The following is a 24,889-nucleotide window of genomic DNA, read 5'->3' as shown; positions in this document are numbered from 1 at the left end:
ATGAACTTGCTTGCATTGACGCATCCCGATCTGGTGTTTATTAACCCGCCACACCGTACGCCTGAAGCGCTAATACGATGGCTCGCCGAACCGCTCGTCAGGCGAAAAATCATCAGCGATGAAGAAACGTTTATTCAGAGCGTGTTACAACGCGAAAGTGAAGGTCCTACCGCGCTGGGTGAAGCACTCGCCGTCCCGCACGGTAAAACCGAGTCGGTACAGCAAGCGGCGTTTTGTCTGGCGCTCTTTGACGACCCGATAAGCTGGCCGGGGCTGGAAGGTAATGAAGAGGTGAGAATGGTTTTTCTGCTCGCCATTCCACCTGCGGAAGCTGGCAGTACGCATATGCAGTTGCTGAAGACGCTAACCAGCAGACTGATGGAAGATCGGGTGCGTGAGCAACTGCTGACGGCGCGCTCCCGGGAAGAGGCCATGTCCGCTCTGCATGCTGAAGGACCTCAAAAACAGGACGATCCCCCAGAAAGCACCATTCTCATCCCAGTGGTGTTGGGCAGTGTTGCTACCGCCGCCTTTTTACAGGCGGGATTGAGCTGGGTCTGCAGCATGAGTTAAACACGCCGCGCTCAGTACAGACTCTGCTGAGCGCTTGTTTTTGTTGAATAATTAATCAGATTTTTCCTTTCCGCCTTTACAATCGCTGAAGCGCCCGCCGTTTGTACTCTCGTCTTTTTACTTTGTTCTGCATCAAATAAAACGCAAACATGTTTGATGCAAATCACTATATGTAGCACTTAAAATGCACGCCGACCCAACATCTTGTATTTATCGTCTACTATTCCAACAACAAGACGGCGCTTACGCTGGCCGGAATTGTGGATAACACGAGCTGGGAACGCGGGAAGTCTTTGGCCCGGCGGGAAATACGCCCGGTGAATACTTCTCCACCTCTGTGGATAACCTGTTTTCAAAAATGGAGTGATCATGACACCGCATGTGATGAAACGTGATGGCTGTAAAGTGCCGTTTAAATCAGAGCGCATCCAGGAAGCCATTCTGCGTGCAGCTAAAGCAGCGGGAGTCGATGACGCAGATTACTGCGCCACCGTCGCAGAAGTCGTTAGCAGCCAGATGAATGAACGCAGCCAGGTCGATATCAACGAGATCCAGACCGCGGTTGAGAACCAGCTGATGGCGGGGCCTTACAAGCAGCTGGCGCGCGCCTACATTGAGTACCGTCACGATCGTGACGTACAGCGCGAGAAGCGCGGCCGTCTGAACCAGGAGATCCGTGGCCTGGTCGAGCAGACCAACTCCGCCCTGCTCAACGAAAACGCCAACAAAGACAGTAAAGTGATCCCGACCCAGCGCGACCTGCTGGCCGGTATCGTCGCCAAACACTATGCCCGTCAGCATCTGCTGCCGCGCGACGTGGTGTCGGCACACGAGCGCGGTGAAATTCACTACCACGACCTCGACTATTCGCCGTTCTTCCCGATGTTCAACTGCATGCTGATCGACCTGAAGGGCATGCTGACCCACGGTTTTAAAATGGGCAACGCCGAGATTGAACCGCCTAAGTCGATCTCCACGGCCACCGCCGTCACCGCGCAGATTATCGCTCAGGTTGCCAGCCACATTTACGGCGGCACCACCATTAACCGCATTGATGAAGTGCTGGCCCCGTTCGTGACGGCCAGCTTCAACAAGCACCGTAAAACCGCCGAAGAGTGGCAGATCCCGGACGCTGACGGCTACGCGCACTCCCGCACCGAGAAAGAGTGCTACGACGCCTTCCAGTCGCTGGAATATGAAGTGAACACGCTGCACACCGCCAACGGCCAGACGCCGTTTGTGACCTTCGGCTTCGGTCTGGGCACCAGCTGGGAATCGCGTCTGATCCAGCAGTCCATTCTGCGTAACCGCATCTCCGGCCTCGGCAAAAACCGCAAAACCGCCGTGTTCCCGAAACTGGTATTCGCCATCCGCGACGGCCTGAACCACAAGTTTGGCGATCCGAACTACGACATCAAACAGCTGGCGCTGGAGTGCGCGAGCAAGCGTATGTACCCGGACATCCTGAACTACGATCAGGTCGTCAAAGTGACCGGTTCGTTTAAAACGCCAATGGGCTGCCGCAGCTTCCTCGGCGTGTACGAAGATGAAAACGGCGAGCAGATCCACGACGGACGCAACAACCTGGGCGTCATCAGCCTGAACCTGCCGCGCATCGCGCTGGAGGCGAAAGGTAACGAAGACGCCTTCTGGACGCTGCTGGACGAGCGCCTGCAGCTGGCGCGTAAAGCCCTGATGACCCGCATCGCGCGTCTGGAAGGGGTGAAAGCTCGCGTCGCGCCCATCCTCTATATGGAAGGTGCCTGCGGCGTGCGCCTGAAGGCGGACGATGACGTGTCCGAGATCTTCAAAAACGGTCGCGCGTCCATTTCGCTGGGCTATATCGGTATACACGAGACCATCAATGCATTGGCGGGCGATACGCATATGTACGACAGCGAGGCCCTGCGCGAAAAGGGCATCGCTATCGTTCAGCGCCTGCGCGACGCGGTTGACCAGTGGAAAGAGGAAACCGGCTACGGGTTTAGCCTCTACAGCACGCCGAGCGAGAACCTGTGCGACCGCTTCTGCCGTCTGGACACCGCCGAGTTCGGCATTGTGGAAGGCGTGACCGACAAAGGGTATTACACCAACAGCTTCCACCTCGACGTGGAGAAAAAGGTGAACCCATACGACAAGATCGACTTCGAAGCGGCGTATCCACCGATCGCCAGCGGCGGCTTCATCTGCTACGGCGAGTACCCGAACATTCAGCACAACCTGAAGGCGCTGGAAGACGTGTGGGATTACAGCTACCAGCACGTGCCGTATTACGGCACCAACACGCCCATCGACGAGTGCTACGAGTGCGGATTTACCGGTGAGTTTGAGTGCACCAGCAAAGGCTTTACCTGCCCGAAATGCGGCAACCACGACGCGGCTCGCGTCTCCGTCACCCGCCGCGTGTGCGGCTATCTCGGCAGCCCGGATGCGCGTCCGTTTAACGCCGGGAAGCAGGAAGAGGTGAAGCGCCGCGTGAAGCATTTGGGGAATGGGCAGATCGGGTAAGTTTTGCGCCGGGTTCTCCCCCTCACCCTACCCCTCTCCCTCAAGGGAGAGGGAACTCTTCACCCTTGAGGGAGAGGCCCGGGGTGAGGGCATCAGCGCGCACACATTCTCTGGACATTTTCTATGCGATATCACCAGTACTACCCCGTCGACATCGTTAACGGCCCCGGCACCCGCTGCACCCTGTTTGTTTCAGGCTGCGTGCACGAATGCCCCGGCTGCTACAACAAAAGCACCTGGCGTTTAAATTCCGGTATGCCGTTTACCGCTGAGATGGAAGACAAGATCGTCAACGACCTGAACGACACCCGCATCAAACGTCAGGGGATCTCACTTTCCGGTGGCGACCCCCTGCACCCGCAAAACGTGCCGGATATCCTGAAGCTAGTGAAGCGCATTCGGTCAGAGTGTACGGGAAAAGATATCTGGGTCTGGACAGGCTACAAGCTGGAAGAGTTGAACGCGCAGCAAATGGAAATAGTGGATCTGATTAACGTCCTGGTCGACGGCAAGTTTATGCAAGATTTAAAAGACCCGTCGCTTATCTGGCGCGGCAGCAGTAACCAGGTTGTGCATCATCTGCGTTGATCAAAGGCGGATGTTATCCGTCCGCCCTTACCTCAAAATCGGCTCAAACTCTCCATCGCCACCGCCTTAAACTCGGCAAAATCTCCGCAGCTACAGAGCCGTGCCATCGCCCGTTCACGCAGGAAGGTGACGAAGATATCGTATATCGCCATCGCCTCTTCGTACTCGCTTTTGCTGATGGCGAGCAGGAAGATGACGTGTGCGGTTTCGTCGCCCCACTGGACGCCGTGCGGGGCCAGCACGGTATAGACTACCGTTTTCTGCGCCAGCAGGCCGAGTGAGTGCGGCAGCGCAATGCCGTCGCCGAGCATGGTGCTGACGATGGCTTCACGCTCGACGACGGAATCCAGGAACTCCGCGCCGACAAATCCCTCGCCTTCAAGCTGCGCGCACAGTTCCCGGAACAGCGTTTGCTGATCAACGGGCGTGTCGATAATGCGGAAATGGGCCGCATCGAAGTATTTATCCAGCATCCACGGGCGGGTACGGTCCACCAGCACCAGCTTGCCGATCTGCTCTAACTGATAGTCGGTCGGGAACGGGGCGATCGTTACCACCGGTTTCGACTTTTCGCTGACGCGGGCGGTGGCGATCACAAAATCTTCGCCAATCGTTTCCGCCAGCTCGTACTCGCGCAGGGTGAGCGTGCGCGTAACCTCAATTTGCGGGTATTTACGCTGCAGCACCGCCTCAATCATGCGGACCATAGCATTACCGGCGTCGCACACCAGCAGCACGCGCGGCTGGCGCTGGTAGCCAATGTTGTAGTGACGCTCCAGCCCGACGCCGATATGCAGCACCAGGAAGCCAATCTCGTTTTCGCTGATCACATACGGCGTGTATTTGCCCCAGTTCGATACCGCTGCGAGGGTCATATCCCACGCCATCGGGTAGTGCTGCTTGATGTTATCCAGCAACGGATTGGGGATCATAATTTGATACCGCACGCGGGTGATCATGGTTTTGATGTGCGTGAGCAGGTCCGCGTGAAGCTGCTCGTCGCTGAGCAGGTTGTAGTTATAGTGAGTGTTGATGTAGCGCAGGATGTAGTTGACCAGTGCTTCATCGTCGTCTGCGTTAATTGCGCTCGGGGCAATCTCCTGGATCTGCCGCGCCGCAATGTGCACGCACAGCCAGCTCTCCTCCGAAGGCGAAAGCGCTTTGCCCGCCAGCTGCTGGATAGAGACCGCGATATCTTTCGCCGCCTCGCGCACGTTCTCTTCTACGTCTTCAGCGTGGAATTCCGGCAGCGGAAAGCCCTCGCTGATGCGACGTACCGACACCGCACAGTACAGACGCAGGAACAGCTCGCCTTCGTCGGTCAGGCGGATGTGATGTCGCGTCAGCGCATCATGCAGTACGGCCACCATCTGCTCCGGCACACCCGCGTTGAGAGCAACTTCGGTCACCAGCGGGTTGAGACTGTCCTGCTGCGCCAGCTCCCAGAGCAGGTCGGTCAGGCACGCGCGGGTGGACATCTCGCTGCCAAACAGCTTCATGCCGTGGCGCGGACGCGTTTCCAGGGTCAGGTTGTAGCGGTGGAACCACTCGCGCACTTCCACCATGTCGCTTTGCAGCGTGGCGCGGCTGACAAACCACTCATCGGCCAGATCTTCCAGCTTGAGGGAAAACGCTGAGGTGAGAAAACGTACCACCAGATAGTGCACGCGCTCGGGTCCGGTCCGCGGAATACGCAGCGCGCGCGGGTGGGATGCCTGCAATTGCTGATAACGTTCAGCGTCGTCAATTTTGAGATGATAGCCATTGCCACGGCTCAGAACAAACTGCGCGCCGTGGCTTGCCAGCAGCGCGTTCAGGGCGGTGATATCGGCACGGACGGTTCGCGTGGAAACCGACAGCCGCTGCGCCAGCTCGTCCTGCGGCAGCGTCTCGTTTTGCAACAGATCGAAAAGTTGCGCTAAACGTTGGTTCGGAAATCGCACGGGTTTGTCCTCTTACGGCTTAAGGTGAAATGACCATCTGGGATGGACTGCCGACCGGGGTATAGTCCGGTTCGAAGCTGAGTTTGCCGTCCTGCGCCACGCGGAAACGGGTAATGTTGTCGCTGCGCTGGTTCATGACGTACAGCCAGCGTCCCTGTTTATCGAGCGTCAGGGTGCGCGGATAGTCGCCCCGCGTCCACACGTCGTCCTGATGCGTCAGCGTGCCCTCCGCTGTTACGGTAAAGTGCCCGATGCTGTTATGCAAACGGTTAGCCACATACAGCTGCTTTCCGTCGGCGCTTAACGCCAGCCCGGCAGCAAAGCTGGTGCCTTTGTACCCTTCCGGCAGCGCGGAAACCGTTTTGCCCTCTTTCAGCGTGCCGTTTGTCTCCACCGCATAGTGGGTGAGCGTAGACGCCTCTTCGTTAATCAGCCACAGGGCATCGCCTTTTGGCGTAAAGACAAAGTGGCGCGGTCCGGCACCTTTTGAGGAGGCGCTGATAAACGGCGGATCGTTCGGCGTCAGCTTCCCTGTTCGATCGTCAAAACGGTACTGGTAGAGACGATCCAGCCCAAGATCGGTGGAAAATACGTACTTGCCGCTCGGATCGGCGGCGATCATGTGCGCATGCGGACCGTTGTGATCGCTGATGGCAAAGCTGCCCTCCGCAGCCGCTTCCGGCTTCGCCGCGCCCGGTTCGCCTTGATCCTGATGTTGATCCGTGGCGTCACCCAGGCTGCCGTCAGCCTTGACCGGCAAAACGGCAATCGATCCGCTGACGTAGTTCGCCACCAGCAGGTGCTTACCGTTCGGCGTCAGGGAAAGATACACCGGCCCCGCACCGCCGGATGCCACCTGATTCAGCTCGCTCAGCTCACCGTTATCCCCCACCCGCAGCGCCTGCACCACGCCCTGCTCCACTTCGCTTGCCAGATAGAGCGTTTTGCCGTCGTGCGAGACGGTAAGCTGCGCAGCGTTCGGCAGCGTGCTGACCAGCGTTTTATTCGCCAGCGCGCCGCTTTGCGGATCAACGGTAAAGCGGTACAGCCCTTCTCCGTTAGGGTTGTAGGTGCCCACCCAGGCGTATTGCGTTTGGGCGATAGCGGCGGTGGCGAGCATTGAGAGTGAAGCGACAAGCAGGTTACGGGTGTGCATGGTGGCTCCTTCAGGTTTGTGCGGCGTGTTTCCCCTCACCCCGGCCCTCTCCCAAAGGGAGAGGGGGTAAAGGTTCCCTCTCCCTTTGGGAGAGGGTTAGGGTGAGGGGCAGGTTTTACTTCACCAGCTTCTTCGTCATTTCCAGCAGCGTGCGCACATCCTCCGGACGCGTATCGCCGCTGGCTTTGTCGATAATCGAGCTGTAGATATGCGGGATGATTTTGCTCACGCCCGCGTCGAGGGCGATCTGCAGGATCTCTTCATAATTTTCCAGATCGATTCCCCCGGTCGGCTCCAGCCAGAAGTCGTGACGGGCGCAGGCTTCCGCCACCGCTTTGTACTCGTCACGGCACTTGAGGCCGCCCATCGGGAAGTATTTGATGGAGCTGCCGCCGAAATCTTTCAGCAGGGCAATCGCGGTTTCAACCGGCACGATACCGTCCATAGCTGCGCTGCTCAGCGGGCCGGTGGAGATTTTGACCATCCCGACGGTGCCGGTCGGAGAGACCAGACCGTTGACCACCGATTCATTCTGTCCCAGCAGCGCGCGGCTGGTGGCCACGCCGGTGAATACCTGGTTAACGTGCTGCGGCTGCACCTGACGGGAGATTTCACTCACCATCGCCGACTGGTTCGGATCCCCCGCGCCCAGGCCGACGGAGAGCGCGTTATCAATCAGCTCGGCGTATTCACGCATATCAGCAACGGCGCTCGCCACGTCCGGGTAATTTTTGGAGAGCACGCCCACCAGCACATGACCTTCCGCCGCCTCGTAAATGGCGCTGGCGTTGGCTTTCGAGCCTGCCAGCACGTTCAGACAGACGCGGTCACGGTAAAAGTTGGGGATCAGTTTCATGCTTTTTTCTCCTGTCCTAATACTTCGCTAATGCGGCGGTACACTATGTTCAGCTGGTCAGCATTCACGCTGCGCACGTCCGCCTCGATAATCCCTTCGTTGGCCTTGTAGCCACGGAAGTAAATGGCGTATTCGCCCTGCTTGAGCTTCGCCACCAGATCGCCGGTACCGACGCCCGTTGTGGCTTCATCAAACTTAATCTCGGTGCGGGCGATATCGCGACCGGCGCTGTCCCAGACCACGCGCGCGGTGACGCCGTTCAGGGTATTAAGCGCGTCGATAAACGGCGTCATCTTCGCCACCATCTCTGCACCGCTCTCTTTGGTGGCCGTCAGGTAGTGTTCGATGGCGCAGGTCAGGCCGAGAATGCCCTCTTTGCCCACTTTCATGGCGCGGCCAATGCCCGCGGTCTGACGCTTCACCCATTCAACATATTGAGTTTTGCCGATCACCAGCCCGCTGGTCGGCCCTTCAATCGCCTTCGCGCCGCTGTAGATCACCAGATCGGCGCCAGAGCGGTAGTAAGCGTGAAGATCTTCTTCTGCCGCTGCATCGACGATCAGCGGCAGATCGTGCTTGCGCGCTACGACCGCCGCCTGCTCGACGCTGAGCATGCTTTTCTGCACGCAGTGGTGCGATTTGATGTAGAGGATCGCCGCCGTGCGTGGGGTGATCGCCGCCGCCAGCTGATCGGCAGAACATTCGTTGGCGTAGCCCGCTTCCACCAGCTTACCACCGCCCAGCGCCACCATGGTGCCCACCGGCGCGCCAAAGTTCACGTTGTGGCCTTTCGGCAGGACGATTTCGTTGTTCTCAATCGGGGTCACGTGCAGGTTTTCCAGCAGCCAGTCGCTGTCTTTTACCAACACCGCCGCCACGGACTGGGCAATGCCCGCCGACGCGCAGGAAACCACCGTTGCCCCTTCCACATCCAGCAGCTTCGCGATGTATTCCCCGGTTTTGTTGACCAGATCCTTCATCTCGAAGTACTCATTCATACCGTCCATTGCCGCCTGCACCACTTCCGGGCGCGGCGTGGAGACGCCCAGCGCCGTCATGCGGCCGGAGGTGTTAATAACCTGCTTTAAGTTGTACTTCTCATAAATCGAAGGCATGTTCCGTGCTCCCTTGTTCGGTCATGTAGCCCTTGCCCGCGCGGATCGCGGCAAGCGGCACCAGAATGTGTTCAGCCTGCAGGCTGTCGTTTTCGGCATCCGTCAGCACCGTCGGCTGACGTTTAAGGGTGAACAGCGTCAGGTCGGCATCGAGACCCGGCTGAATGCGACCCTTATGCGCCAGGCGCAGGCCGTCGGCGGCGTTCGCGGTCACGCAGTCAATCACCTGCGGCAGTGACATGCCGATGGCGAGGAATTTCGACATCACGCTTGCCAGCGAGCCGACCGGACCGTTGATGCGGTTGCGGCAGTAGATATCCGAGCTGATGGTGTGCGGCAGAATGCCCATCGCGATGGCGCGTTTTGCCACCTCAAAGCTGAAGCTCGCGGTGCCGTGCCCCACGTCCAGACGCACGCCGCGCTTCAGGGCCGAGGTGATAGAGGCGCGCAGCTCGCCGGAGGGCGTCAGAATGCGGTTGGGTTTGCCGTTATAGCAGTGGGTGATGATGTCGCCGGAGCTCAGCAGCTCGGCAATTTCGTCAAGGTTCGGCGGGTTGTTGCCAATGTGCACCATCAGAGGCAGGTCGCCGTTCTCTTTCTGAATGGCTTTGGCGCGCTCCAGCGGCGTAATGCCGTTTTCACCGACCACGCTGCTGCTCATACGCGCTTTCAGGCCCACGATAAAGTCGGGGTGACGTTTAACCGCCTGTTTGACCGCGTCGGCGTCGATATTCGCCATGTTGGCCAGTTCGTTTTGGGCAATCAGCCCCACGCGGGAGATGTTCAGCAGGGCAAAGACCTCGGTAGAGGCTTTGCGGGTGATGTCGTAGAAATCGTCCACGTCGTCGGCACCGGTACTGCCCGCGTCCACCACGGTGGTGACGCCGGTGGCAATGCCGACGCTGTCCGGTTCGTCGTGGTAAATCGGGGAGTTCGGGTAGCAGTGAACGTGGGAGTCAATCCAGCCTGCGCTGACGAATACGTCGCCGTTCAGCTCAACCGTTTTATGCGCGGGGGCGTCAATGTCGCCCAGCGCCGCGATCTTCCCGTCCTGAATGGCGATATCGGTCAGGGTATCGTCGGCAAGGCGCGCACGGCGCAGGAGTAAATCAAACATGAGGATCTCCTGATAAGGCGGGCGCCTGAGCGCCCGCGGGTATTAAAGGGCGACCGGGAACAGCCAGCCCAACAGCATTGCGCCGAGGATCGCGCCACCGGTGATCGGCTTCTGCCAGATGTAGAACACCAGCGCACCCAGCAGGGAACCGACGCCGATAGGAATGGAGGCGGTCATGGCGCTGAGGATAATCAACGGCCCGAGGAAGCGGCCGGAGGCGTTACCCGCGCCCATCATCACGTCTGCACCGTAGGTGGAGTTGCTCTGGTTGATGGTGAACTTACGCGCCAGGATGATGACGTAGCCAATCGCCAGGCCAATCACCAGGCCGGTAATCAGCGCGGCAATGAAGTTGGTCACCGGGAACATGATCCCCGCGCCCAGCAGCAGCGCCGGAACGCCGAGGCCCACGCCGGTCTGAATGGCGCCGCCGATGTCGAGAATACCGACCAGCGAGCCTTCGATAATACGGGCGAACAGGAAGCTTGCGCCGAACGCCGCCACCGCGCCGTAGACGCCGGTATCCATCCCCGCTTTCAGCATCGCCACGAAGGCCACTTCGTTAAACGCGCCGATGCCGTAGAGGTAGTACATGTGCGTTCCGGCGAAGACGCCGGAGGAGAGCAGGCCAACGAAGATCGGGAACGACCAGTCGGCATACCAAAAACCTTTATTCTGTTCCATGTAGAGGCTCCTGTTATTTACCGCTGAGCGAGTTGTGGATCATGTCGAGCCAGTTCGGCACGGTCAGATGGAAGGATTCGATCATCTTCATGTCGAAGCCGCGGAAGAAGCCGCTAAGCACGAAGAGCAGGACGATCGCCGCCATCATCACTTTGGTGACGTGGTTCCAGCCGCTCTCTTCCACGCCTTTACCGATCAGGATACCCAGCACCAGGCCCGGAACGGCGTTCCCCATGATCAGCTGCGCCGCGCCGCCGAAAATGGTCGCCCAGAAGCCCGATTTTTTACCCGCGTCAATGGCCGCCAGCCAGAAGATCACCGGCATCACGGTGTTGACCAGCAGGTTTGCCGCGGGTACCAGCACCTTCACGGCGGTGACCTGAAGCGCTGCCGGCACGGAGGAGGCGGTCAGGTTAAGGAAGGTCACGACGATCATGCCGATCACGCCGCAGGCAATCGCCATTTTGCGCGGGTCGTGCAGCGTTTCGCCGACGTTACGGTTTTTGATCATCAGTGCAGCAGCACCCCAGTTCGGGATGATGCGGTGGTCAACGTCCTGTGTGAAGGCACCAGCGGCCACGGAAGAGGCCCAGGCGTTAAAGAAGAAACCTAACCCAAAGGAGAAGTGGGACGCCGGATCCCCTTCACAGGAGTTCAGTTCCCCCAACGTACGAAACGCGCCCATACCCTGTGTGGTAGGCGCATGAAACATGCGTGCAGCCCCGGCCCCCACACCGACGCCAACCAGGCCGCCAATGATGAGCGATTTTATTAATATAATTAAGAACATCAGTCTGCCCTTTTATGAATAATCAGCGTTGCGTGACGAAATCCACCTGGTCAAGATTGATAGCGGTCACGTTGACGGTCACATCCAGCTCCACGCTGTAGGTGCGTCTTTCCCGGCGCAAAAAGAAGAACAGAAACGCTTCTTTACGCACCGCTTCTTGCGCCTGAACAACCTGCACATCCTGTGGCTCAATACGCAGTAAGATATGCGGTGAGGCTTTCATCACCGCGGCCTGAACGTGGTTGAGCGCGTCGGCAAAGGCGCGCGCTTTGGCGTCGCCTTTCCCCTTCACTCTCACCGTGGTTGTGAACTGTTCTTTCATGCTTATGCGCCGTATTTTTTCTGCCACGCCTGTACCAGACGCTCGCCCAGCTCTTCTTTATCCATAAAGCCAAAGCCCAGCACGTTGCAGCCTTCGTTGATGGCGGTCACGCCCTCTTCCACGGAACGCATGCCGTATTTCGCTTTGTAGCCATATTTGGTTTGCGCCGTGATGGCACCCGCGCCGCCGCTGCCGCAGAAGGAGATGCCAAAGGTGGCGTTTTCCGCTTTCATCATGTCGCCAAGCTTCATGTCCGCGGCCATGCCCGGTACCACAACCGCGCGTCCACCTGCTTTTTCCACACCAGCGGCCACTTTCTGACCTTTGCCCAGGCGATCGCCAATCACGACTGTAATCTGTTCCATGTGTTGCTCCTTAAAGGTTGTCTTTCGCGACTTCGAAGTGAACGGAGAGCAGCCAGGCTTCTTCATCAGGAAGGTTGCCAAACTGCGCTACCACTTCACGGGCAAGTTGCATTGAATCTGGTGAAATTTCGTCGAACAGCTCCGCTTCAACCTCCGGCAGCGGCTCGCCGGTCACGGACCGGTGCGCCATCGCGCGAACGTGGGAGGTCAGCATCTGCTCCTGCACTGCGTTAGGGATGATGTCGTGCCGGGCCAGCAGGGCATAAACCTGCTGCAGCATGGTGTTAGCGAGCTGCTCTGTGTGCAGCGCCTGTTCCCCAACGTCGTTCATTACCGCTCCGTTAATCACTGGTCTTACCCCGTTAATGGCTCTGGAATAAAACTAACGTTGCAGGGGAAATGTTTGTAGCGAGTTGTTTTCCACTTCGAAGTGGAAAGGCGAGCAGCAGCAGTGATCTGTGCCACATAAATACGGTGAATCTGGATAAACCGCTGTATTTACGTGATGAATATCACGCTATTAAGCGGCAATGAACAGGTCAGCGAAGTGGAAAAGATTACGAGCAGGCTCGTAGAAATGTGATGTGGATAAGGTTTTCTTATGAGGATTCGCTAGAGTGGCGACGGGTGCTTGAGACTGACCGTCTCAGGCATGGGACAGAAAGTGGAAAGCCCCGCCTGATAGAAAATCAGGGCGGGGGCTCGAAACGACACGTCACACCGTGGAGTTCGCTACCTCGCCCGCTTTACAGCAAGGAGGCATCCATGAAACGCCAATCCCCAATTATCCGGGTTTTGATGATTGTTGCTTTGACAATAATCATCTTAACGCTGGTGACGAGGAAAACACTGTGCGAGATCCGTTTTCGAAACGGCTCGCTTGAAGTGACCGCGCGGATGGACTGTCGCTCCGGCAAGTAGGGAGCAAAGATGCGGGGGCGCGTAATGCGCCTCCGCATACGGAGGAAGGACGTACAGCTCAGGCACCCAATTAACGATACTTTTTATGATAGGTGTTGCGCGTCGCCACAAACTGGTCGGCCGCCGCCTGGGCTTCCTTCACTTTACCTTCGTTGGCCAGCTTCAGCGCACCGTCGATCTGGCCGACCAGCACGTCAAAGCCGTGGCGATAGTCTTTCATCTCTGCACTGTCTGCCGCTTTGCTTTCCAGCTTCGGCGGGGTAGCTTTTTGCGCGTCCAGCGCCGCTTCACGCATTTTGGTCAAGGCGTCTTTCATGTCCGCCGCATTGTCCGTTTTCTGCACTACCTTCAGGTTTTCACTGAGGATGTCCATGTTGTCTTCGAGATCGGCGGCAAACGCAGACGAGCCAAGAACCAGCGTTGAAGCCGCGACGATCGCTAACAGATGTTTACGCATTGCTCACTTCCTTTTTTATTATTAACAAAACGCTATCTTTATTGACCCGCAATTTTCATTTCGGGCAGAAGAACTGAACCACACTGTATATTGCTACGTGTTTCAATATCGTTACCGACCGTAACGATGTTGCGCCACATATCCTTCAGGTTACCCGCGATGGTGATTTCGCTCACCGGATACTGAATTTCGCCGTTTTCGACCCAGAAGCCCGCCGCACCGCGCGAGTAGTCGCCGGTGATGCCGCTTACGCCCTGGCCCATCAGTTCCGTGACGACCAGGCCGGTGCCCATCTCTTTCAGCATCTGCTCAAAGCTCAGGCCCTGACCGGCAATGCGCCAGTTGTGGATCCCGCCCGCATGACCGGTGCTTTTCAGCCCCAGCTTGCGCGCGGAGTAATTGGTCAGCAGCCACTGGGTCAGAATACCGTCTTTGATAATATCGCGACGTTCGGTGCGAACGCCTTCGCTGTCGAACGGCGTGGAGGCCAGCCCTTTCAGCAGGTGCGGATGCTCTTCAATGGTCAGCCATTCCGGCAGGATCTGCTTGCCCAGCGAGTCGAGCAGGAAGGTCGATTTACGGTACACCGAGCCGCCCGCGATAGCGCCCACCAGATGGCCAAACAGGCCGGTTGCCACTTCATTAGCAAAAATGACCGGAGCCTTCATGGTGGAGAGTTTGCGCGGCGACAGGCGAGACAGCGTGCGCTCGGCGCACTCTTTACCCACCCACTCCGGAGACTGTAAATCCCCCAGCGCGCGGCCAATGGTGTAGGCGTAGTCGCGCTCCATGTCGCCGTTCTCTTCGGCGATGACGCAGCTGGAGAGCGAGTGGCGGGTAGAGCAGTAGCCCTGCAGCATGCCGTGGCTGTTGCCAAAGACTTTGATGCCGTAATGGCTATTGAAGCTGCCGCCTTCGGTATTGGTGATGCGCTTATCGGCCTGCAGGGAAGCCTGCTCGGCGCGCGCGGCCAGTTCAATGGCTTCGTCCGGGGTCACTTCCGCCGGGTGGAAAAGATCGAGATCCGGCGCATCAAACGCCAGCAGCTCTTTATCCGCCACGCCTGCGTAAGGATCAGGAGAGGTATAACGGGCGATATCCAGTGCCGCCTGCACCGTACGGGCGATGGCATCCGGACTGAGATCGGTGGATGACGCGCTGCCTTTACGATTCTGGTGATACACCGTGATCCCAAGCGCGCCATCGCTGTTGAATTCGACATTTTCCACTTCGCCATAGCGGGTGCTCACGCTGATGCCGGTGGTTTTGCTGACCGCCACTTCGGCGCCATCTGATTTTTCTGAAGCAAGCATCAGCGCGGTGGAGACGGCTTCTTCCAGAATCTTACGCTGCGCTTCAACTTGTGAGGTTACTTTCATCGCAAATGCCATACTGTAAGAGAGAGTTATCTGAAGTCTAACAGAGAACCGTTTTTCAGTGCGCATCTTAACTGGTAACATTAGCCTCTTTTTTTAAGGAGCCTGACATGACTAAGCAGCCCGAAGACTGGCTCGACGACGTTCCCGGTGATGACATCGAAGACGAAGATGATGAAATCATCTGGGTCAGTAAAAGTGAAATTAAACGTGACGCCGAAGAGTTAAAACAGCTTGGCGCAGAATTGGTAGAACTGGGTAAAAACGCGCTGGATAAGATCCCGCTCGACCAGGATCTGCGTGATGCCATTGAACTGGCACAGAAAATCAAAAAAGAAGGCCGTCGTCGCCAGCTTCAGCTTATCGGGAAAATGCTGCGTCAGCGCGACGTCGATCCGATCCGCCAGGCACTGGACAAGCTGAAAAACCGCCACAACCAGCAGGTTGCGTTTTTCCATAAGCTTGAGCAGATCCGCGATCGTCTGATTGAACAGGGTGATGACGCCGTACCGGAAGTGCTGAACCTGTGGCCGGATGCCGACCGCCAGCAGCTGCGTTCTTTGATCCGCAACGCGAAGAAAGAGAAAGAAGGGAATAAGCCGCCGAAGTCTGCGCGCCTGATTTTCCAGTATCTGCGCGAGCTGTCTGAGAACGACGAGTAATCTGTTCCCCTCACCCCGGCCCTCTCCCCGGAGGGGCGAGGGAGAAAAGAATGTAGGCCCGGTAAGCGCAAGCGCCACCGGGCTTTTTTTTACTCTGCGACCGCTTCCGCTTTCTTCGCCAGACCATCCAGCAGCTTCTGATGGATCCCACCAAAACCGCCGTTGCTCATCACCAGAATATGGTCACCGGGCTGGGCCGCTTTCACGACCATATCCGCGAGCACATCCACATCCGCACTCCAGTGCGCAGGCTGAATGCAGGCATCGGCCACTTCCGCCACCTGCCACGGAATATGCTGCGGCTGCAAGAGGAAGACCTCATCGGCGCGTCCTAACGACGGCGCGAGGTCATCTTTGCAGATGCCCATTTTCATGGTGTTCGAGCGCGGTTCCAGCACGGCCAGAATGCGCGCGGTGCCGCCAACCTTGCCGCGTAACGCTGCAAGCGTTGCCAGAATGGCGGTTGGGTGATGCGCGAAATCGTCATACACCGTCACGCCATTCGCTTCGCCGCGCAGTTCCAGACGGCGACGGGCGTTAATGAACGAGCCCAGCGCATTGGCTGCATCCGCAGGCAGCACGCCCACGTGACGCGCCGCAGCAATGGCCATCAGGCCGTTGTGCATGTTGTGCTCGCCCACCAGGCCCCACTTCACCTCACCCACTTTTTCACCGTCGAGCAGCACTTCCCACTCGGAGGCATCGGCGTTGAGTTTCTTCGCCTGCCAGTGACCCTGTTCGCCCACCAGCTCCTGCTCGCTCCAGCAGCCCATTGCCAGGGTTTGCTTCAGGTTGATGTCGTTCTCCGGCAGGATGATGCGGCCCTGACCCGGAACAATGCGCACCAGGTGGTGGAACTGTTTCTGGATCGCTTTCAGGTCGTCAAAGATATCCGCGTGATCGAACTCAAGGTTGTTGAGGATCAGCGTGCGCGGGCAGTAATGCACAAACTTGGAACGCTTGTCGAAGAATGCACAGTCGTATTCGTCGGCTTCGATCACAAAGAACGGGCTGTCACCCAGACGTGCAGAAACGTCGAAGTTGCCCGGAACGCCGCCAATGACAAAGCCAGGCTTATAGCCACAGGCTTCGAGGATCCAGGTCGCCATTCCGGCGGTGGTGGTTTTGCCGTGGGTACCGGCAACGGCAACAACCCAGCGGTCGCGCAGCACAAAATCATGCAGCCACTGTGGGCCAGACATAAACGGAATATTGCGTTCCAGCACCGCTTCAACACATGGGTTACCACGGGTCATGGCGTTGCCAATGATCACCAGATCCGGTTCAGGATCCAGCTGGCTGGCCTCGTAGCCCTGAATCAGCGAGATGCCCTGCTTCTCCAGAAGCGTGCTCATCGGCGGATACACATTGGCGTCCGAACCTGTTACTTCATGGCCCAGTGAGCGCGCCAGCATTGCCAGTCCGCCCATGAAAGTGCCACAAATCCCCAATATATGAATGCGCATACGTCACTATCCTTCTTCAATGTGGCGCACATTTTACTCACATGTTAGCGGCTGTGAAACGCATTTCAGGTAAATCCGTATTTGCTGGCGCGATTCACCAGTGCGCTACTATTTGAATATTTGTTAAGATTGTTGGGCTTTAGTCGTTTTGGTGAACATACAATCGCTCTACTCACATAAGATGCAGGGAAAGTGTTATGAAAACGTTAGGTGAATTTATTGTCGAAAAGCAGCACGAGTTCTCTCATGCTACCGGTGAACTCACTGCTTTGCTGTCGGCAATAAAGCTGGGCGCTAAGATCATCCACCGCGATATCAACAAGGCCGGTCTGGTCGATATCCTGGGTGCCAGCGGTGCCGAGAACGTTCAGGGCGAGGTTCAACAGAAACTCGATCTGTTCGCAAATGAAAAACTGAAAGCTGCACTGCGCGCGCGCGACATCGTTGCGGGTATCGCCTCCGAAGAAGAAGATGAAATTGTTGTTTTCGAAGGATGCGAACACGCGAAATACGTTGTCCTGATGGATCCGCTCGACGGCTCCTCCAACATCGACGTTAACGTTTCTGTCGGTACCATTTTCTCCATCTACCGCCGCGTCACGCCTGTTGGCACGCCGGTCACCGAAGAAGATTTCCTCCAGCCGGGCAGCAATCAGGTTGCTGCGGGCTATGTGGTGTATGGTTCGTCCACCATGCTGGTGTACACCACCGGCTGCGGCGTTCACGCCTTTACTTACGATCCGTCGCTGGGCGTGTTCTGCCTGAGCCAGGAACGTATGCGCTTCCCGGAGAAGGGCAACACTTACTCCATCAACGAAGGCAACTACATCCGATTCCCGAGCGGCGTGAAGAAGTACATCAAATTCTGCCAGGAAGAAGATAAAGCCACCCAGCGCCCGTATACCTCCCGCTATATCGGTTCTCTGGTCGCTGACTTCCACCGCAACCTGCTGAAAGGCGGCATTTACCTCTACCCAAGCACCGCAAGCCACCCGGACGGGAAGCTGCGTCTGCTGTACGAATGCAACCCGATGGCATTCCTCGCCGAACAGGCGGGCGGCAAGGCGAGCGACGGTAAAGAGCGTATTCTGGATATCGTGCCGGAAAGCCTGCACCAGCGCCGTTCGTTCTTCGTCGGCAACAACCACATGGTTGAAGACGTTGAACGTTTCATCCGTGAGTATCCGGACGCGTAACCCCTTTCTCCTGGGAAGCCGCCCGGCTTCCCAGTCATTTATATATTTTACCGTATAAGTGTTTATAAAAAAGACGCTTTAATCTTCATCCCTGCTCCTGCATTATTTCCATAACAGTTTGACAATTATTTCCTGGAGCATATTCGCGATGAAAAACTATTCTCGTGCCAATACCGGCATTGATTTAAATCTTATTCCTGTCTTTATTGAAATTGTTCGCTGCGGCAGCATGGCGAAAGCCTCTGTGCGCCTGGACATGTCCCGCCCGGCGGTAAGCCTGGCACTGAAGCGCTTTAATCAACTTTTTGATGAGCCACTGTTTTACCGTAAAGGTTTATATCTTGAACCCACAGAAAAAGCGTTAGCGTTAACCAGCGCGCTGGAAATATTAATGGGGAATATTCACGATAATATTAATGCGTTAAATTCATCGACAAATAAAACCCTGGCACAGCACGTACCAGGGATGAATATGATTATGCAGCAGTCTGGGCCGTCAGCTTAAACGAGGACATGGCTTCCATCAGTTCGCGCGACTGCTCTTCCAGCGAGCGTGTCGCGGCGGATGACTGCTGTACCAGCGCCGCATTTTGCTGCGCCGTTTCGTCCATCTGGTTCACCGCGATGTTCACCTGCTCAATGCCGCGACTCTGTTCCTGAGACGCGGTCGCAATTTCACGCATCAGCCTGGTCATCCGCAGCACTTCTGTTGCGATCTCATCCATCGTTTCACCGGCCTGCTGTGCCAGTTCGCTCCCCTCATTCACATGAGTTTGTGAATCGCTGATAAGCGATCGGATCTCTTTCGCCGCGTCGGCACTGCGGCTGGCCAGGTTTCGCACTTCGCCCGCGACAACGGCAAAACCCCGTCCCTGTTCGCCCGCGCGCGCGGCTTCAACGGAGGCGTTCAGCGCCAGAATGTTAGTCTGGAAGGCAATACCGTCGATCACGCTCAGGATGTCGGCGATCCGCGCCGAGCTGCCGGAGATATCGCGCATTTTTTCAATCACGTAGCAGACCATTTCGCTGCCGTGATCGGCCGTGTCGGAAACGGACTTCGCCAGCTGGTGCGCCTGCTCGGCGTTGTCGGCGTTGAGTTTCACCGTGGCGGTGATCTCTTCCATGCTGGCCGCCGTTTGCTCAAGTGAGGTGGCGGTAGATTCCGTGCGCTGGGCAAGGTTCATGTTCCCTGCCGTCAGCTCCCGGCTGCCGGTATCAATTTGCGAACTGGCATCGCGCACCCGCAGAACCGACCCCATCAGCGACTGACGCATCGCTTCAATGGCCGCGTTGAGCCGGTTAAATTCCTGGCTGGCCGTCGGATCCAGGGTATGGGTTAAATCGCCTGCCGCGACATGTTCAAGCTGAGCAATCGATGCCGAGAGCGGCTTCAGCAGCATATGGCGCAGCACCAGCCAGGCGAGGACGATAATACCTGCCGTCAGCAGCGCGGCGACAACGATCAGGATCAGCACGCGGGTTTTGCTCGACTGCACGGCACTGACTTCCGCTTTGCCACGCGCTTCGCTCCACGCCTGGAAAGCCTGCATATCGTTATCAAACTTGTTGGCCACCGGAATCAGCGCGTTCTCAATCAGGTCGTAATAACCGTCCGCACTCTGGTCGTTCAGGGCTTTCAGCATCGGGTTGATACCCTGCCGGGTATACGCCGCCAGACTCGCCGCCACGTTATCCAGCAGCTTTTGCCCCTGCTCGTCAGCCACCCCGCCGTCGATCACGGCTTTCAGCGTTTTCTGCGCCTGGGCAATTTCCTGATTGATGTTTTTTACCGATTTGGATGCATCGTCCAGCAGACCAATTTCCATCATTCGGACGGCCTGGCCCGCCTCATTGCGCGCGCGCAGGATCAGCGTATAGCCAGAATTAAGCTGCACCATTTGCTCACCCTGAAGGTGGTTGATGCGCTGGAGTGAAGAAGAACTCTGTGTGAGGGCATAAATACCAATGCCGCTGACAATCAGCAGCAGCAGGGTCATAACGGCCAGTAGAGAGAGCAAGCCGGTACGAATCGATAGCGTTTTCAGCATGATGTTATTTCCGGTAGCGAGATATTTCTTGGCGTAAAAGAAGAGTATCGGCCGCTACCGGAAAATGTTTAGACTTTAAGCAATTTCAGCGTGTTATGGCTCTGTTACCGATGTGTTTACGCGGGTAACAGGCGAGCTTTGACGGTTCTCCCAGAGCACAGTCAGACCGCGCTGCAGGGCAATAAAAATAAACAGCAAAATGCCGATGGCGATCTTCGTCCACCACGAACTGAGCGTGCCGTCGAAGTTAATGTAGGTCTGTATCAGCCCCTGGATCGCCACGCCGAACAGCGTGCCCAGCACCGTGCCTACCCCGCCGCTGAGCAGCGTGCCGCCGATAACCACAGAAGCAATCGCATCCAGCTCAACGCCGACGCCCGCCAGCGCGTAACCGGCCTGGGTATACACAGAGAAGACGATCCCCGCCAGCGTCGCCAGCCCGGTCGACAGCATATAGATGCGGATGGTGGTGCTGCGGGTAGAGATCCCCATCAGGTTGGCCGACGTGGCGTTACCGCCAATGGCGTAGACCTGATTGCCAAACCGGGTGCGGTGGGCGAGGAAGATGCCAATCACCACCACGCCCAGCATCAGCAGCCCCATCGCGCTCAGGCGGCCGCCGCCGGGGATTTTCCACGCCAGGCTGGAGAGCGTGTCGTAGATGGGGTGGTTAATCGGGATTGACTCCTCCGACACCAGATAGCTCACGCCGCGCAGGAAGAACATCCCGGCGAGGGTGATGATAAAGGCAGGAATTTTCAGCGCGTCGATCAGCAACCCCATAAAGGCACCAAACGCGCAGCCCATCGCCAGCACCAGCGGGAATGCCACCAGCGGAGAGATGCCCCAGAACCCAATGGCCTTCGCGAGGAACACGCCGGTAAAGGCGATCACCGAGCCGACGGAGAGATCGATCCCGCCGGAGAGGATCACAAAGGTCATCCCGACGGCGATGATGCCTAAAAAGGCGTTATCGGTCAGGATATTGCAGATCACTCGCGTGGAGGCGAAACCGGGAAACTGGGTGAGGCAGTAGAGATACCCCAGCACAAACACGCCCAGCGTGATCATCAACGGCAAATTACGTTTTATCATGGCCACGGATCCCCTTAATGATGCTGACAAAGCGCGGCGACTGGACGATCAGCACGCAGAGCACGACCACCGCTTTCACCACCTGGTTGAGTTCCGGCTGGAATCCCGAGAGCAGGATGCCGGTGTTCATGCCCTGAATGATCAGCGCCCCCACCACCGAGAGCAGCAGGTTAAAGCGCCCGCCCATCAGCGACCCGCCGCCGATCACCACCGCGAGGATCGCGTCCAGCTCCAGCCATAGCCCGGCGTTGTTGGCATCGGCCCCGCGAATATCCGCCGCGACGATGACCCCGGCAATGGCGGCGCAGACGCCGCTCAGCACGTAGGTCAGCATCACCATCAAGCGGGTGTTGACCCCGGCGTTGCGCGCGGCGCGGATGTTGATCCCCACCGCTTCAATAAACATGCCGAGCGCCGTTTTGCGGGTAAAGAGCCAAAAGATAAGCAGCGTCACGAGGGCAATAATCACCGGCGTCGGGAAGAACAGAAGGTTGCCGCTACCGAGCCACGCCAGGCTCGGGGAGTTAAAGGTGACGATCTGCCCGGACGTAATCAGTTGCGCCACGCCGCGCCCGGCCACCATCAGTATCAGGGTGGCAACAAAAGGCTGAATTTTCAGCACCGCCACCAGAATGCCGTTCCAGAGCCCGGCTAATGCCCCGGAGCCCAGTGCGGCCAGCAGCACCACCGGCAGGCTGTGCCCGGCCACGGTCATTGACGCGGCGGTGGCCCCGGCGATAGCCATCACCGCGCCGACGGAGAGGTCAATCCCGCCGGTGGCGATCACCAGCGTCATACCTATCGCCAGCAGCGCGACGGGTGCGGCGCGGTTTAAAATATCGATCGGACTGCCAAACAGGCGGCCATCCTGCACGATGATCTGGAAGAAATGCGGCGCGACCAGGCTATCCACCAGCAGCACCACCAGCAGCGCCGCGATTTGCGGCGTACCGGTTGGCCAGCTGAAGCGGCGCTTTGACTCACCGGTTTGCGAAAGTGAACGGGGCATCACGATTAGCTCCTTACGCCGCGATGGCATTCATGATTGCCGGAACGGACAGCTTATCCAGCGGGATCTCTGCCACCTGCTTGCGATCGCGCATGATAATGACGCGATCGGCATAACCCACCAGCTCCTCAAGCTCGGACGAAATGACCAGCAGGGCCAGACCGTCCGCGCACAACGTTTCGATAAGCCGGATAATTTCGGCGTGCGCGCCTACATCAATGCCGCGCGTCGGCTCGTCGAGGATCAGGAACTGCGGTTTGGTCAGCAGCCAGCGCGAGAGGAGAACCTTCTGCTGGTTACCGCCGGAGAGAAATTCAATGGGCTGTTCCGCGCTCGGGGTGCGAATACCAAGCTGACGGATAAAGCGCTCGGCAATGGCGTTTTGTTCTTTACGCGGAATGGGACGCAGCCACCCGCGCTGCGCCTGTAGCGCCAGAATGATGTTTTCCCGCACCGAGGCGGCGGCAATAATACCGTCCGTTTTCCGGTCTTCCGGGCAGAAGCCGACGCCCAGACAGGACGCCTGATGCGGCGATCGCAGGGTTTGCGGTTTGCCCTTGATCAGCGCCCTGCCGCTGTCGGCAGGTTTGATCCCAAAGATCACCTCGGCGGTTTCGGTTCGGCCTGAGCCTAGCAGGCCCGCCAGGCCAACAATCTCACCGGGGCGAACCTCAAGGTTAAACGGCGAGATCACCCCTTTTTTGCCGTAATCGCTGAATGCGGCGACCGGCTTCTCGCTCAGCAGCGTGCGTCCTGCACGCTGAAGGGCGTTGGTTTCCAGCTCTCGGCCCAGCATCATTTTCACCAGCTCAATCTGCGGTAGCTCGCGGGTTTCGCGGCAGCCGACAAAGCTGCCGTTGCGCAGCACCGTGATGCGATCGCTCACTTCATACACCTGATCGAGGAAGTGCGTAACGAAGATCAGGCTCACGCCCTGATCGCGCAGCTGGCGCATCAGGGTGAAGAGCATTTCGACTTCCTGGGTATCCAGGCTGGCGGTGGGTTCATCGAGGATCAGCACCTTTGCCGAGAGATCGATAGCCCGGCAGATGGCGACGATCTGCTGCATCGCCACGGAAAAGCGGTTCAGCGGCTCGCGGACGTCGAGGGAGAAGCCGTACGATTCCATCAGTTTTGTCGCCCGCGCTTCCATCTCTTTGCGGCGCAGCAGGCCAAAACGGCGTGGCTCACGGCCAATAAACAGATTATCCGCCACCGACATGTTCGGCAGCAGGTTGACTTCCTGATACACCGTCCCAATCCCCAACTGTTGGGCATGGGCGGTATTTTTTGGCGAAATGGCGTTACCTTCCAGCCAGATGGTGCCGCGATCGGCGTGATACACGCCGGTCAGCGCTTTAATCAGCGTGGATTTCCCCGCGCCGTTCTCGCCCAGCAGCGCCATGATCTCACCGCGACGCAGGCTGAAATCGACGTTATCCAGCGCTTTTACGCCGGGGAAAAATTTACTCAAGCCCTCTGTGCGGAGGATTTCCTGGTGTTGTTCAGTGGTCATGGTTTCCCCCTGCATCAAGCCGGATGGCGCTAAGCTTATCCGGCCTACAAAAGAGCGTATCGTAGGCCGGGTAAGCGCAGCGCCACCCGGCAATTTCACTGGATCAGTAGCCCATATTTTTCTTCTTCTCTAACTCTTCTTTTGCCGTGTCAGGCAGATAGAGCGTGGACTTAGTGACCGTCACTTTCTCAGGCATCGTGCCGTCTTTCTTGAATTTCTCCAGCGCGTCGAATGCCGGGCCCGCCATGTTCGGCGTCAACTCCACGCTGGCGTTGGCTTCACCGTCGATCATCGCTTTGTAGATGTCCGGCACGCCGTCGATAGAGCCGGTGAGGATATCTTTGCCCGGTTTCAGACCCGCTTCTTTAATCGCCTGAATCGCACCGATCACCATGTCATCGTTGTGGGCGTAAACCATGCAGATATTCTTGCCGTTGTTTTCAGCCTTGATAAAGCTTTCCATGACCTCTTTGCCCTTACTGCGGGTAAAGTCACCGGACTGAGAACGGATAATTTTAATGTTTGGCGCTTTGGCGATGGCCTCAGCAAACCCCTTCTTACGGTCGATGGCCACGCTCGCACCGACGGTGCCCTGCAGCTCAACGACGTTACACGGCTTGCCGTCGACCTGTTTCACCAGCCAGTCACCAATTAACTGTCCTTCAAGCACGTTATTGGCCGTCACGGTGGTCATATAGAGAGATTTGTCTTTTACATCAATGGAACGATCGAGCAGGAAGACCGGGATCTCCGCGTCTTTCGCTTCCTTCAGCACGGGCTCCCAGCCGGTCGCCACGACGGGCGCAATAAAGATGGCATCTACGCCCTGGGCGATAAAGGAGCGTACGGCTTTGATCTGGTTCTCTTGTTTTTGCTGACCATCGGCGATTTTCAGCGTGATCCCGCGTTTCTGGGCCTCGCTTTTCGCTACGTTGGTTTCTGCCGCGCGCCAGCCGGATTCAGAGCCGACTTGCGAAAAACCTACGGTTAAAGGTGCGGCCATCGCCATAGACGACATGGCTGCCGAAACTGCTGTGACAAGAAGTAAGCGCTTCCACATATGAACGTCCTCGTAGGGTGAGTTATTGTTGGTTAAAAGATGTTCTGCGAAATGACTATAGCCAAT

25 protein-coding genes are annotated in these 24,889 nt (G+C 57.5%); 7 read left to right on the top strand and 18 right to left on the bottom strand.

What is annotated here, in order from left to right; translation table 11 throughout:
• From ACOQH0_RS02470 to nrdG, 3 genes are all read left to right on the top strand, one after another.
• Complete coding sequence (locus ACOQH0_RS02470; protein WP_421511439.1) at window positions 1–573, top strand: fructose PTS transporter subunit IIA; 573 nt, start codon at window positions 1–3, stop codon at window positions 571–573.
• Between the two features lie 369 nt (window positions 574–942).
• A complete protein-coding gene (gene nrdD, locus ACOQH0_RS02465) occupies window positions 943–3,081 on the top strand; it encodes an anaerobic ribonucleoside-triphosphate reductase (RefSeq protein WP_047646505.1) in 2,139 nt (712 codons plus the stop codon).
• A gap of 123 nt (window positions 3,082–3,204) precedes the next feature.
• The gene (gene nrdG, locus ACOQH0_RS02460; RefSeq protein ID WP_421511438.1) at window positions 3,205–3,669 is read left to right on the top strand and encodes an anaerobic ribonucleoside-triphosphate reductase-activating protein; all 465 of its coding nucleotides are present in this window, start codon (window positions 3,205–3,207) and stop codon (window positions 3,667–3,669) included.
• A 32-nt stretch (window positions 3,670–3,701) separates the two neighbouring features.
• On the opposite strand, the gene ACOQH0_RS02455 is transcribed toward nrdG, so the two are convergent.
• The 10 genes from ACOQH0_RS02455 to ACOQH0_RS02410 all read right to left on the bottom strand — a co-directional run bounded on the left by ACOQH0_RS02455 (window position 3,702) and on the right by ACOQH0_RS02410 (window position 12,366).
• Entirely contained in the window at window positions 3,702–5,612 is a 1,911-nt protein-coding gene (locus tag ACOQH0_RS02455; RefSeq protein ID WP_421511437.1) for a BglG family transcription antiterminator, read from the bottom strand.
• Window positions 5,613–5,631: 19 nt separating this feature from the next.
• Entirely contained in the window at window positions 5,632–6,768 is a 1,137-nt protein-coding gene (locus tag ACOQH0_RS02450; RefSeq protein WP_421511436.1) for a lactonase family protein, read from the bottom strand.
• Between the two features lie 115 nt (window positions 6,769–6,883).
• Complete coding sequence (dagF, locus tag ACOQH0_RS02445; protein WP_421511435.1) at window positions 6,884–7,624, bottom strand: 2-dehydro-3-deoxy-phosphogluconate aldolase; 741 nt, start codon at window positions 7,622–7,624, stop codon at window positions 6,884–6,886.
• Window positions 7,621–8,739 (bottom strand): DgaE family pyridoxal phosphate-dependent ammonia lyase, encoded by a 1,119-nt coding sequence (locus tag ACOQH0_RS02440; RefSeq protein WP_042713476.1) that lies wholly within the window; start codon window positions 8,737–8,739, stop codon window positions 7,621–7,623. The genes dagF and ACOQH0_RS02440 overlap by 4 nt, the downstream gene beginning before the upstream one ends.
• The gene (locus tag ACOQH0_RS02435) at window positions 8,723–9,856 is read right to left on the bottom strand and encodes an amidohydrolase/deacetylase family metallohydrolase (RefSeq protein ID WP_089599746.1); all 1,134 of its coding nucleotides are present in this window, start codon (window positions 9,854–9,856) and stop codon (window positions 8,723–8,725) included. The genes ACOQH0_RS02440 and ACOQH0_RS02435 overlap by 17 nt, the downstream gene beginning before the upstream one ends.
• A gap of 42 nt (window positions 9,857–9,898) precedes the next feature.
• On the bottom strand, window positions 9,899–10,540 hold the full coding sequence (locus ACOQH0_RS02430) for a DUF4310 family protein (RefSeq protein WP_010427370.1): 642 nt from the start codon (window positions 10,538–10,540) through the stop codon (window positions 9,899–9,901).
• A gap of 13 nt (window positions 10,541–10,553) precedes the next feature.
• On the bottom strand, window positions 10,554–11,330 hold the full coding sequence (locus ACOQH0_RS02425) for a DUF4311 domain-containing protein (protein WP_008501408.1): 777 nt from the start codon (window positions 11,328–11,330) through the stop codon (window positions 10,554–10,556).
• A gap of 22 nt (window positions 11,331–11,352) precedes the next feature.
• Window positions 11,353–11,652 (bottom strand): DUF4312 family protein, encoded by a 300-nt coding sequence (locus ACOQH0_RS02420; RefSeq protein WP_006810338.1) that lies wholly within the window; start codon window positions 11,650–11,652, stop codon window positions 11,353–11,355.
• Between the two features lie 2 nt (window positions 11,653–11,654).
• A complete protein-coding gene (locus tag ACOQH0_RS02415) occupies window positions 11,655–12,017 on the bottom strand; it encodes an SFCGS family glycine-rich protein (protein WP_010427372.1) in 363 nt (120 codons plus the stop codon).
• A 10-nt stretch (window positions 12,018–12,027) separates the two neighbouring features.
• Window positions 12,028–12,366, bottom strand: a complete 339-nt coding sequence (locus tag ACOQH0_RS02410; protein WP_029484951.1) for a glycine dehydrogenase — start codon at window positions 12,364–12,366, stop codon at window positions 12,028–12,030.
• 416 nt (window positions 12,367–12,782) lie between these two features.
• Here ACOQH0_RS02410 and ACOQH0_RS02405 point away from each other — a divergent pair, with 416 nt between their 5' ends.
• Window positions 12,783–12,938: a Hok/Gef family protein gene (locus ACOQH0_RS02405; RefSeq protein WP_104949538.1), complete on the top strand. Its 156-nt coding sequence runs from the start codon at window positions 12,783–12,785 to the stop codon at window positions 12,936–12,938.
• 70 nt (window positions 12,939–13,008) lie between these two features.
• On the opposite strand, the gene cybC is transcribed toward ACOQH0_RS02405, so the two are convergent.
• Window positions 13,009–13,395: a cytochrome b562 gene (gene cybC / locus ACOQH0_RS02400; protein ID WP_010427378.1), complete on the bottom strand. Its 387-nt coding sequence runs from the start codon at window positions 13,393–13,395 to the stop codon at window positions 13,009–13,011.
• A gap of 38 nt (window positions 13,396–13,433) precedes the next feature.
• On the bottom strand, window positions 13,434–14,786 hold the full coding sequence (pmbA, locus tag ACOQH0_RS02395) for a metalloprotease PmbA (protein WP_041951344.1): 1,353 nt from the start codon (window positions 14,784–14,786) through the stop codon (window positions 13,434–13,436).
• A 95-nt stretch (window positions 14,787–14,881) separates the two neighbouring features.
• Between pmbA and yjgA the strand changes: the two genes are divergently transcribed.
• A complete protein-coding gene (yjgA, locus tag ACOQH0_RS02390; RefSeq protein WP_010427381.1) occupies window positions 14,882–15,433 on the top strand; it encodes a ribosome biogenesis factor YjgA in 552 nt (183 codons plus the stop codon).
• Window positions 15,434–15,522: 89 nt separating this feature from the next.
• Here yjgA and mpl read toward each other — a convergent pair whose 3' ends face one another.
• A complete protein-coding gene (gene mpl, locus ACOQH0_RS02385) occupies window positions 15,523–16,899 on the bottom strand; it encodes a UDP-N-acetylmuramate:L-alanyl-gamma-D-glutamyl-meso-diaminopimelate ligase (RefSeq protein ID WP_010427384.1) in 1,377 nt (458 codons plus the stop codon).
• A 197-nt stretch (window positions 16,900–17,096) separates the two neighbouring features.
• Between mpl and fbp the strand changes: the two genes are divergently transcribed.
• On the top strand, window positions 17,097–18,095 hold the full coding sequence (fbp, locus tag ACOQH0_RS02380; protein WP_010427386.1) for a class 1 fructose-bisphosphatase: 999 nt from the start codon (window positions 17,097–17,099) through the stop codon (window positions 18,093–18,095).
• Between the two features lie 148 nt (window positions 18,096–18,243).
• Complete coding sequence (locus ACOQH0_RS02375) at window positions 18,244–18,600, top strand: helix-turn-helix domain-containing protein (RefSeq protein WP_010427388.1); 357 nt, start codon at window positions 18,244–18,246, stop codon at window positions 18,598–18,600.
• Here the strand turns inward: ACOQH0_RS02375 and ACOQH0_RS02370 are convergent.
• The 5 genes from ACOQH0_RS02370 to ytfQ form a co-directional block, all read right to left on the bottom strand.
• Window positions 18,572–20,143, bottom strand: a complete 1,572-nt coding sequence (locus ACOQH0_RS02370) for a methyl-accepting chemotaxis protein (protein ID WP_216358114.1) — start codon at window positions 20,141–20,143, stop codon at window positions 18,572–18,574. The genes ACOQH0_RS02375 and ACOQH0_RS02370 overlap by 29 nt on opposite strands.
• Before the next feature lie 93 nt (window positions 20,144–20,236).
• The gene (gene yjfF, locus ACOQH0_RS02365; RefSeq protein ID WP_042714276.1) at window positions 20,237–21,238 is read right to left on the bottom strand and encodes a galactofuranose ABC transporter, permease protein YjfF; all 1,002 of its coding nucleotides are present in this window, start codon (window positions 21,236–21,238) and stop codon (window positions 20,237–20,239) included.
• Complete coding sequence (ytfT, locus tag ACOQH0_RS02360) at window positions 21,225–22,250, bottom strand: galactofuranose ABC transporter, ATP-binding protein YtfT (protein WP_421511434.1); 1,026 nt, start codon at window positions 22,248–22,250, stop codon at window positions 21,225–21,227. The genes yjfF and ytfT overlap by 14 nt, the downstream gene beginning before the upstream one ends.
• A gap of 10 nt (window positions 22,251–22,260) precedes the next feature.
• A complete protein-coding gene (ytfR, locus tag ACOQH0_RS02355; protein ID WP_042714280.1) occupies window positions 22,261–23,763 on the bottom strand; it encodes a galactofuranose ABC transporter, ATP-binding protein YtfR in 1,503 nt (500 codons plus the stop codon).
• A 103-nt stretch (window positions 23,764–23,866) separates the two neighbouring features.
• A complete protein-coding gene (ytfQ, locus tag ACOQH0_RS02350; RefSeq protein WP_014882271.1) occupies window positions 23,867–24,823 on the bottom strand; it encodes a galactofuranose ABC transporter substrate-binding protein YtfQ in 957 nt (318 codons plus the stop codon).
• Between the last annotated feature and the right edge of the window lie 66 nt (window positions 24,824–24,889).

Source organism: Enterobacter sp. JS8-1 (assembly GCF_049187015.1).
Classification (GTDB): domain Bacteria; phylum Pseudomonadota; class Gammaproteobacteria; order Enterobacterales; family Enterobacteriaceae; genus Enterobacter; species Enterobacter mori.
The sequence above is the reverse complement of the archived record's forward strand: the minus strand, read 5'-3'. Positions and strand labels throughout refer to the sequence as shown.

Bases quoted from the DNA above. Each gene is read 5' to 3' on its own strand.
- ACOQH0_RS02470 (WP_421511439.1), top strand. From the start codon at position 1: ATGAACTTGCTTGCATTGACGCATCCCGATCTGGTGTTTATTAACCCG.
- nrdD (WP_047646505.1), top strand. From the start codon at position 943: ATGACACCGCATGTGATGAAACGTGATGGCTGTAAAGTGCCGTTTAAA.
- nrdG (WP_421511438.1), top strand. From the start codon at position 3,205: ATGCGATATCACCAGTACTACCCCGTCGACATCGTTAACGGCCCCGGC.
- ACOQH0_RS02450 (WP_421511436.1), bottom strand. From the start codon at position 6,768: ATGCACACCCGTAACCTGCTTGTCGCTTCACTCTCAATGCTCGCCACC.
- dagF (WP_421511435.1), bottom strand. From the start codon at position 7,624: ATGAAACTGATCCCCAACTTTTACCGTGACCGCGTCTGTCTGAACGTG.
- ACOQH0_RS02440 (WP_042713476.1), bottom strand. From the start codon at position 8,739: ATGCCTTCGATTTATGAGAAGTACAACTTAAAGCAGGTTATTAACACC.
- ACOQH0_RS02435 (WP_089599746.1), bottom strand. From the start codon at position 9,856: ATGTTTGATTTACTCCTGCGCCGTGCGCGCCTTGCCGACGATACCCTG.
- ACOQH0_RS02430 (WP_010427370.1), bottom strand. From the start codon at position 10,540: ATGGAACAGAATAAAGGTTTTTGGTATGCCGACTGGTCGTTCCCGATC.
- ACOQH0_RS02425 (WP_008501408.1), bottom strand. From the start codon at position 11,330: ATGTTCTTAATTATATTAATAAAATCGCTCATCATTGGCGGCCTGGTT.
- ACOQH0_RS02420 (WP_006810338.1), bottom strand. From the start codon at position 11,652: ATGAAAGAACAGTTCACAACCACGGTGAGAGTGAAGGGGAAAGGCGAC.
- ACOQH0_RS02415 (WP_010427372.1), bottom strand. From the start codon at position 12,017: ATGGAACAGATTACAGTCGTGATTGGCGATCGCCTGGGCAAAGGTCAG.
- ACOQH0_RS02405 (WP_104949538.1), top strand. From the start codon at position 12,783: ATGAAACGCCAATCCCCAATTATCCGGGTTTTGATGATTGTTGCTTTG.
- cybC (WP_010427378.1), bottom strand. From the start codon at position 13,395: ATGCGTAAACATCTGTTAGCGATCGTCGCGGCTTCAACGCTGGTTCTT.
- pmbA (WP_041951344.1), bottom strand. From the start codon at position 14,786: ATGGCATTTGCGATGAAAGTAACCTCACAAGTTGAAGCGCAGCGTAAG.
- yjgA (WP_010427381.1), top strand. From the start codon at position 14,882: ATGACTAAGCAGCCCGAAGACTGGCTCGACGACGTTCCCGGTGATGAC.
- mpl (WP_010427384.1), bottom strand. From the start codon at position 16,899: ATGCGCATTCATATATTGGGGATTTGTGGCACTTTCATGGGCGGACTG.
- fbp (WP_010427386.1), top strand. From the start codon at position 17,097: ATGAAAACGTTAGGTGAATTTATTGTCGAAAAGCAGCACGAGTTCTCT.
- ACOQH0_RS02375 (WP_010427388.1), top strand. From the start codon at position 18,244: ATGAAAAACTATTCTCGTGCCAATACCGGCATTGATTTAAATCTTATT.
- ACOQH0_RS02370 (WP_216358114.1), bottom strand. From the start codon at position 20,143: ATGCTGAAAACGCTATCGATTCGTACCGGCTTGCTCTCTCTACTGGCC.
- yjfF (WP_042714276.1), bottom strand. From the start codon at position 21,238: ATGATAAAACGTAATTTGCCGTTGATGATCACGCTGGGCGTGTTTGTG.
- ytfR (WP_042714280.1), bottom strand. From the start codon at position 23,763: ATGACCACTGAACAACACCAGGAAATCCTCCGCACAGAGGGCTTGAGT.
- ytfQ (WP_014882271.1), bottom strand. From the start codon at position 24,823: ATGTGGAAGCGCTTACTTCTTGTCACAGCAGTTTCGGCAGCCATGTCG.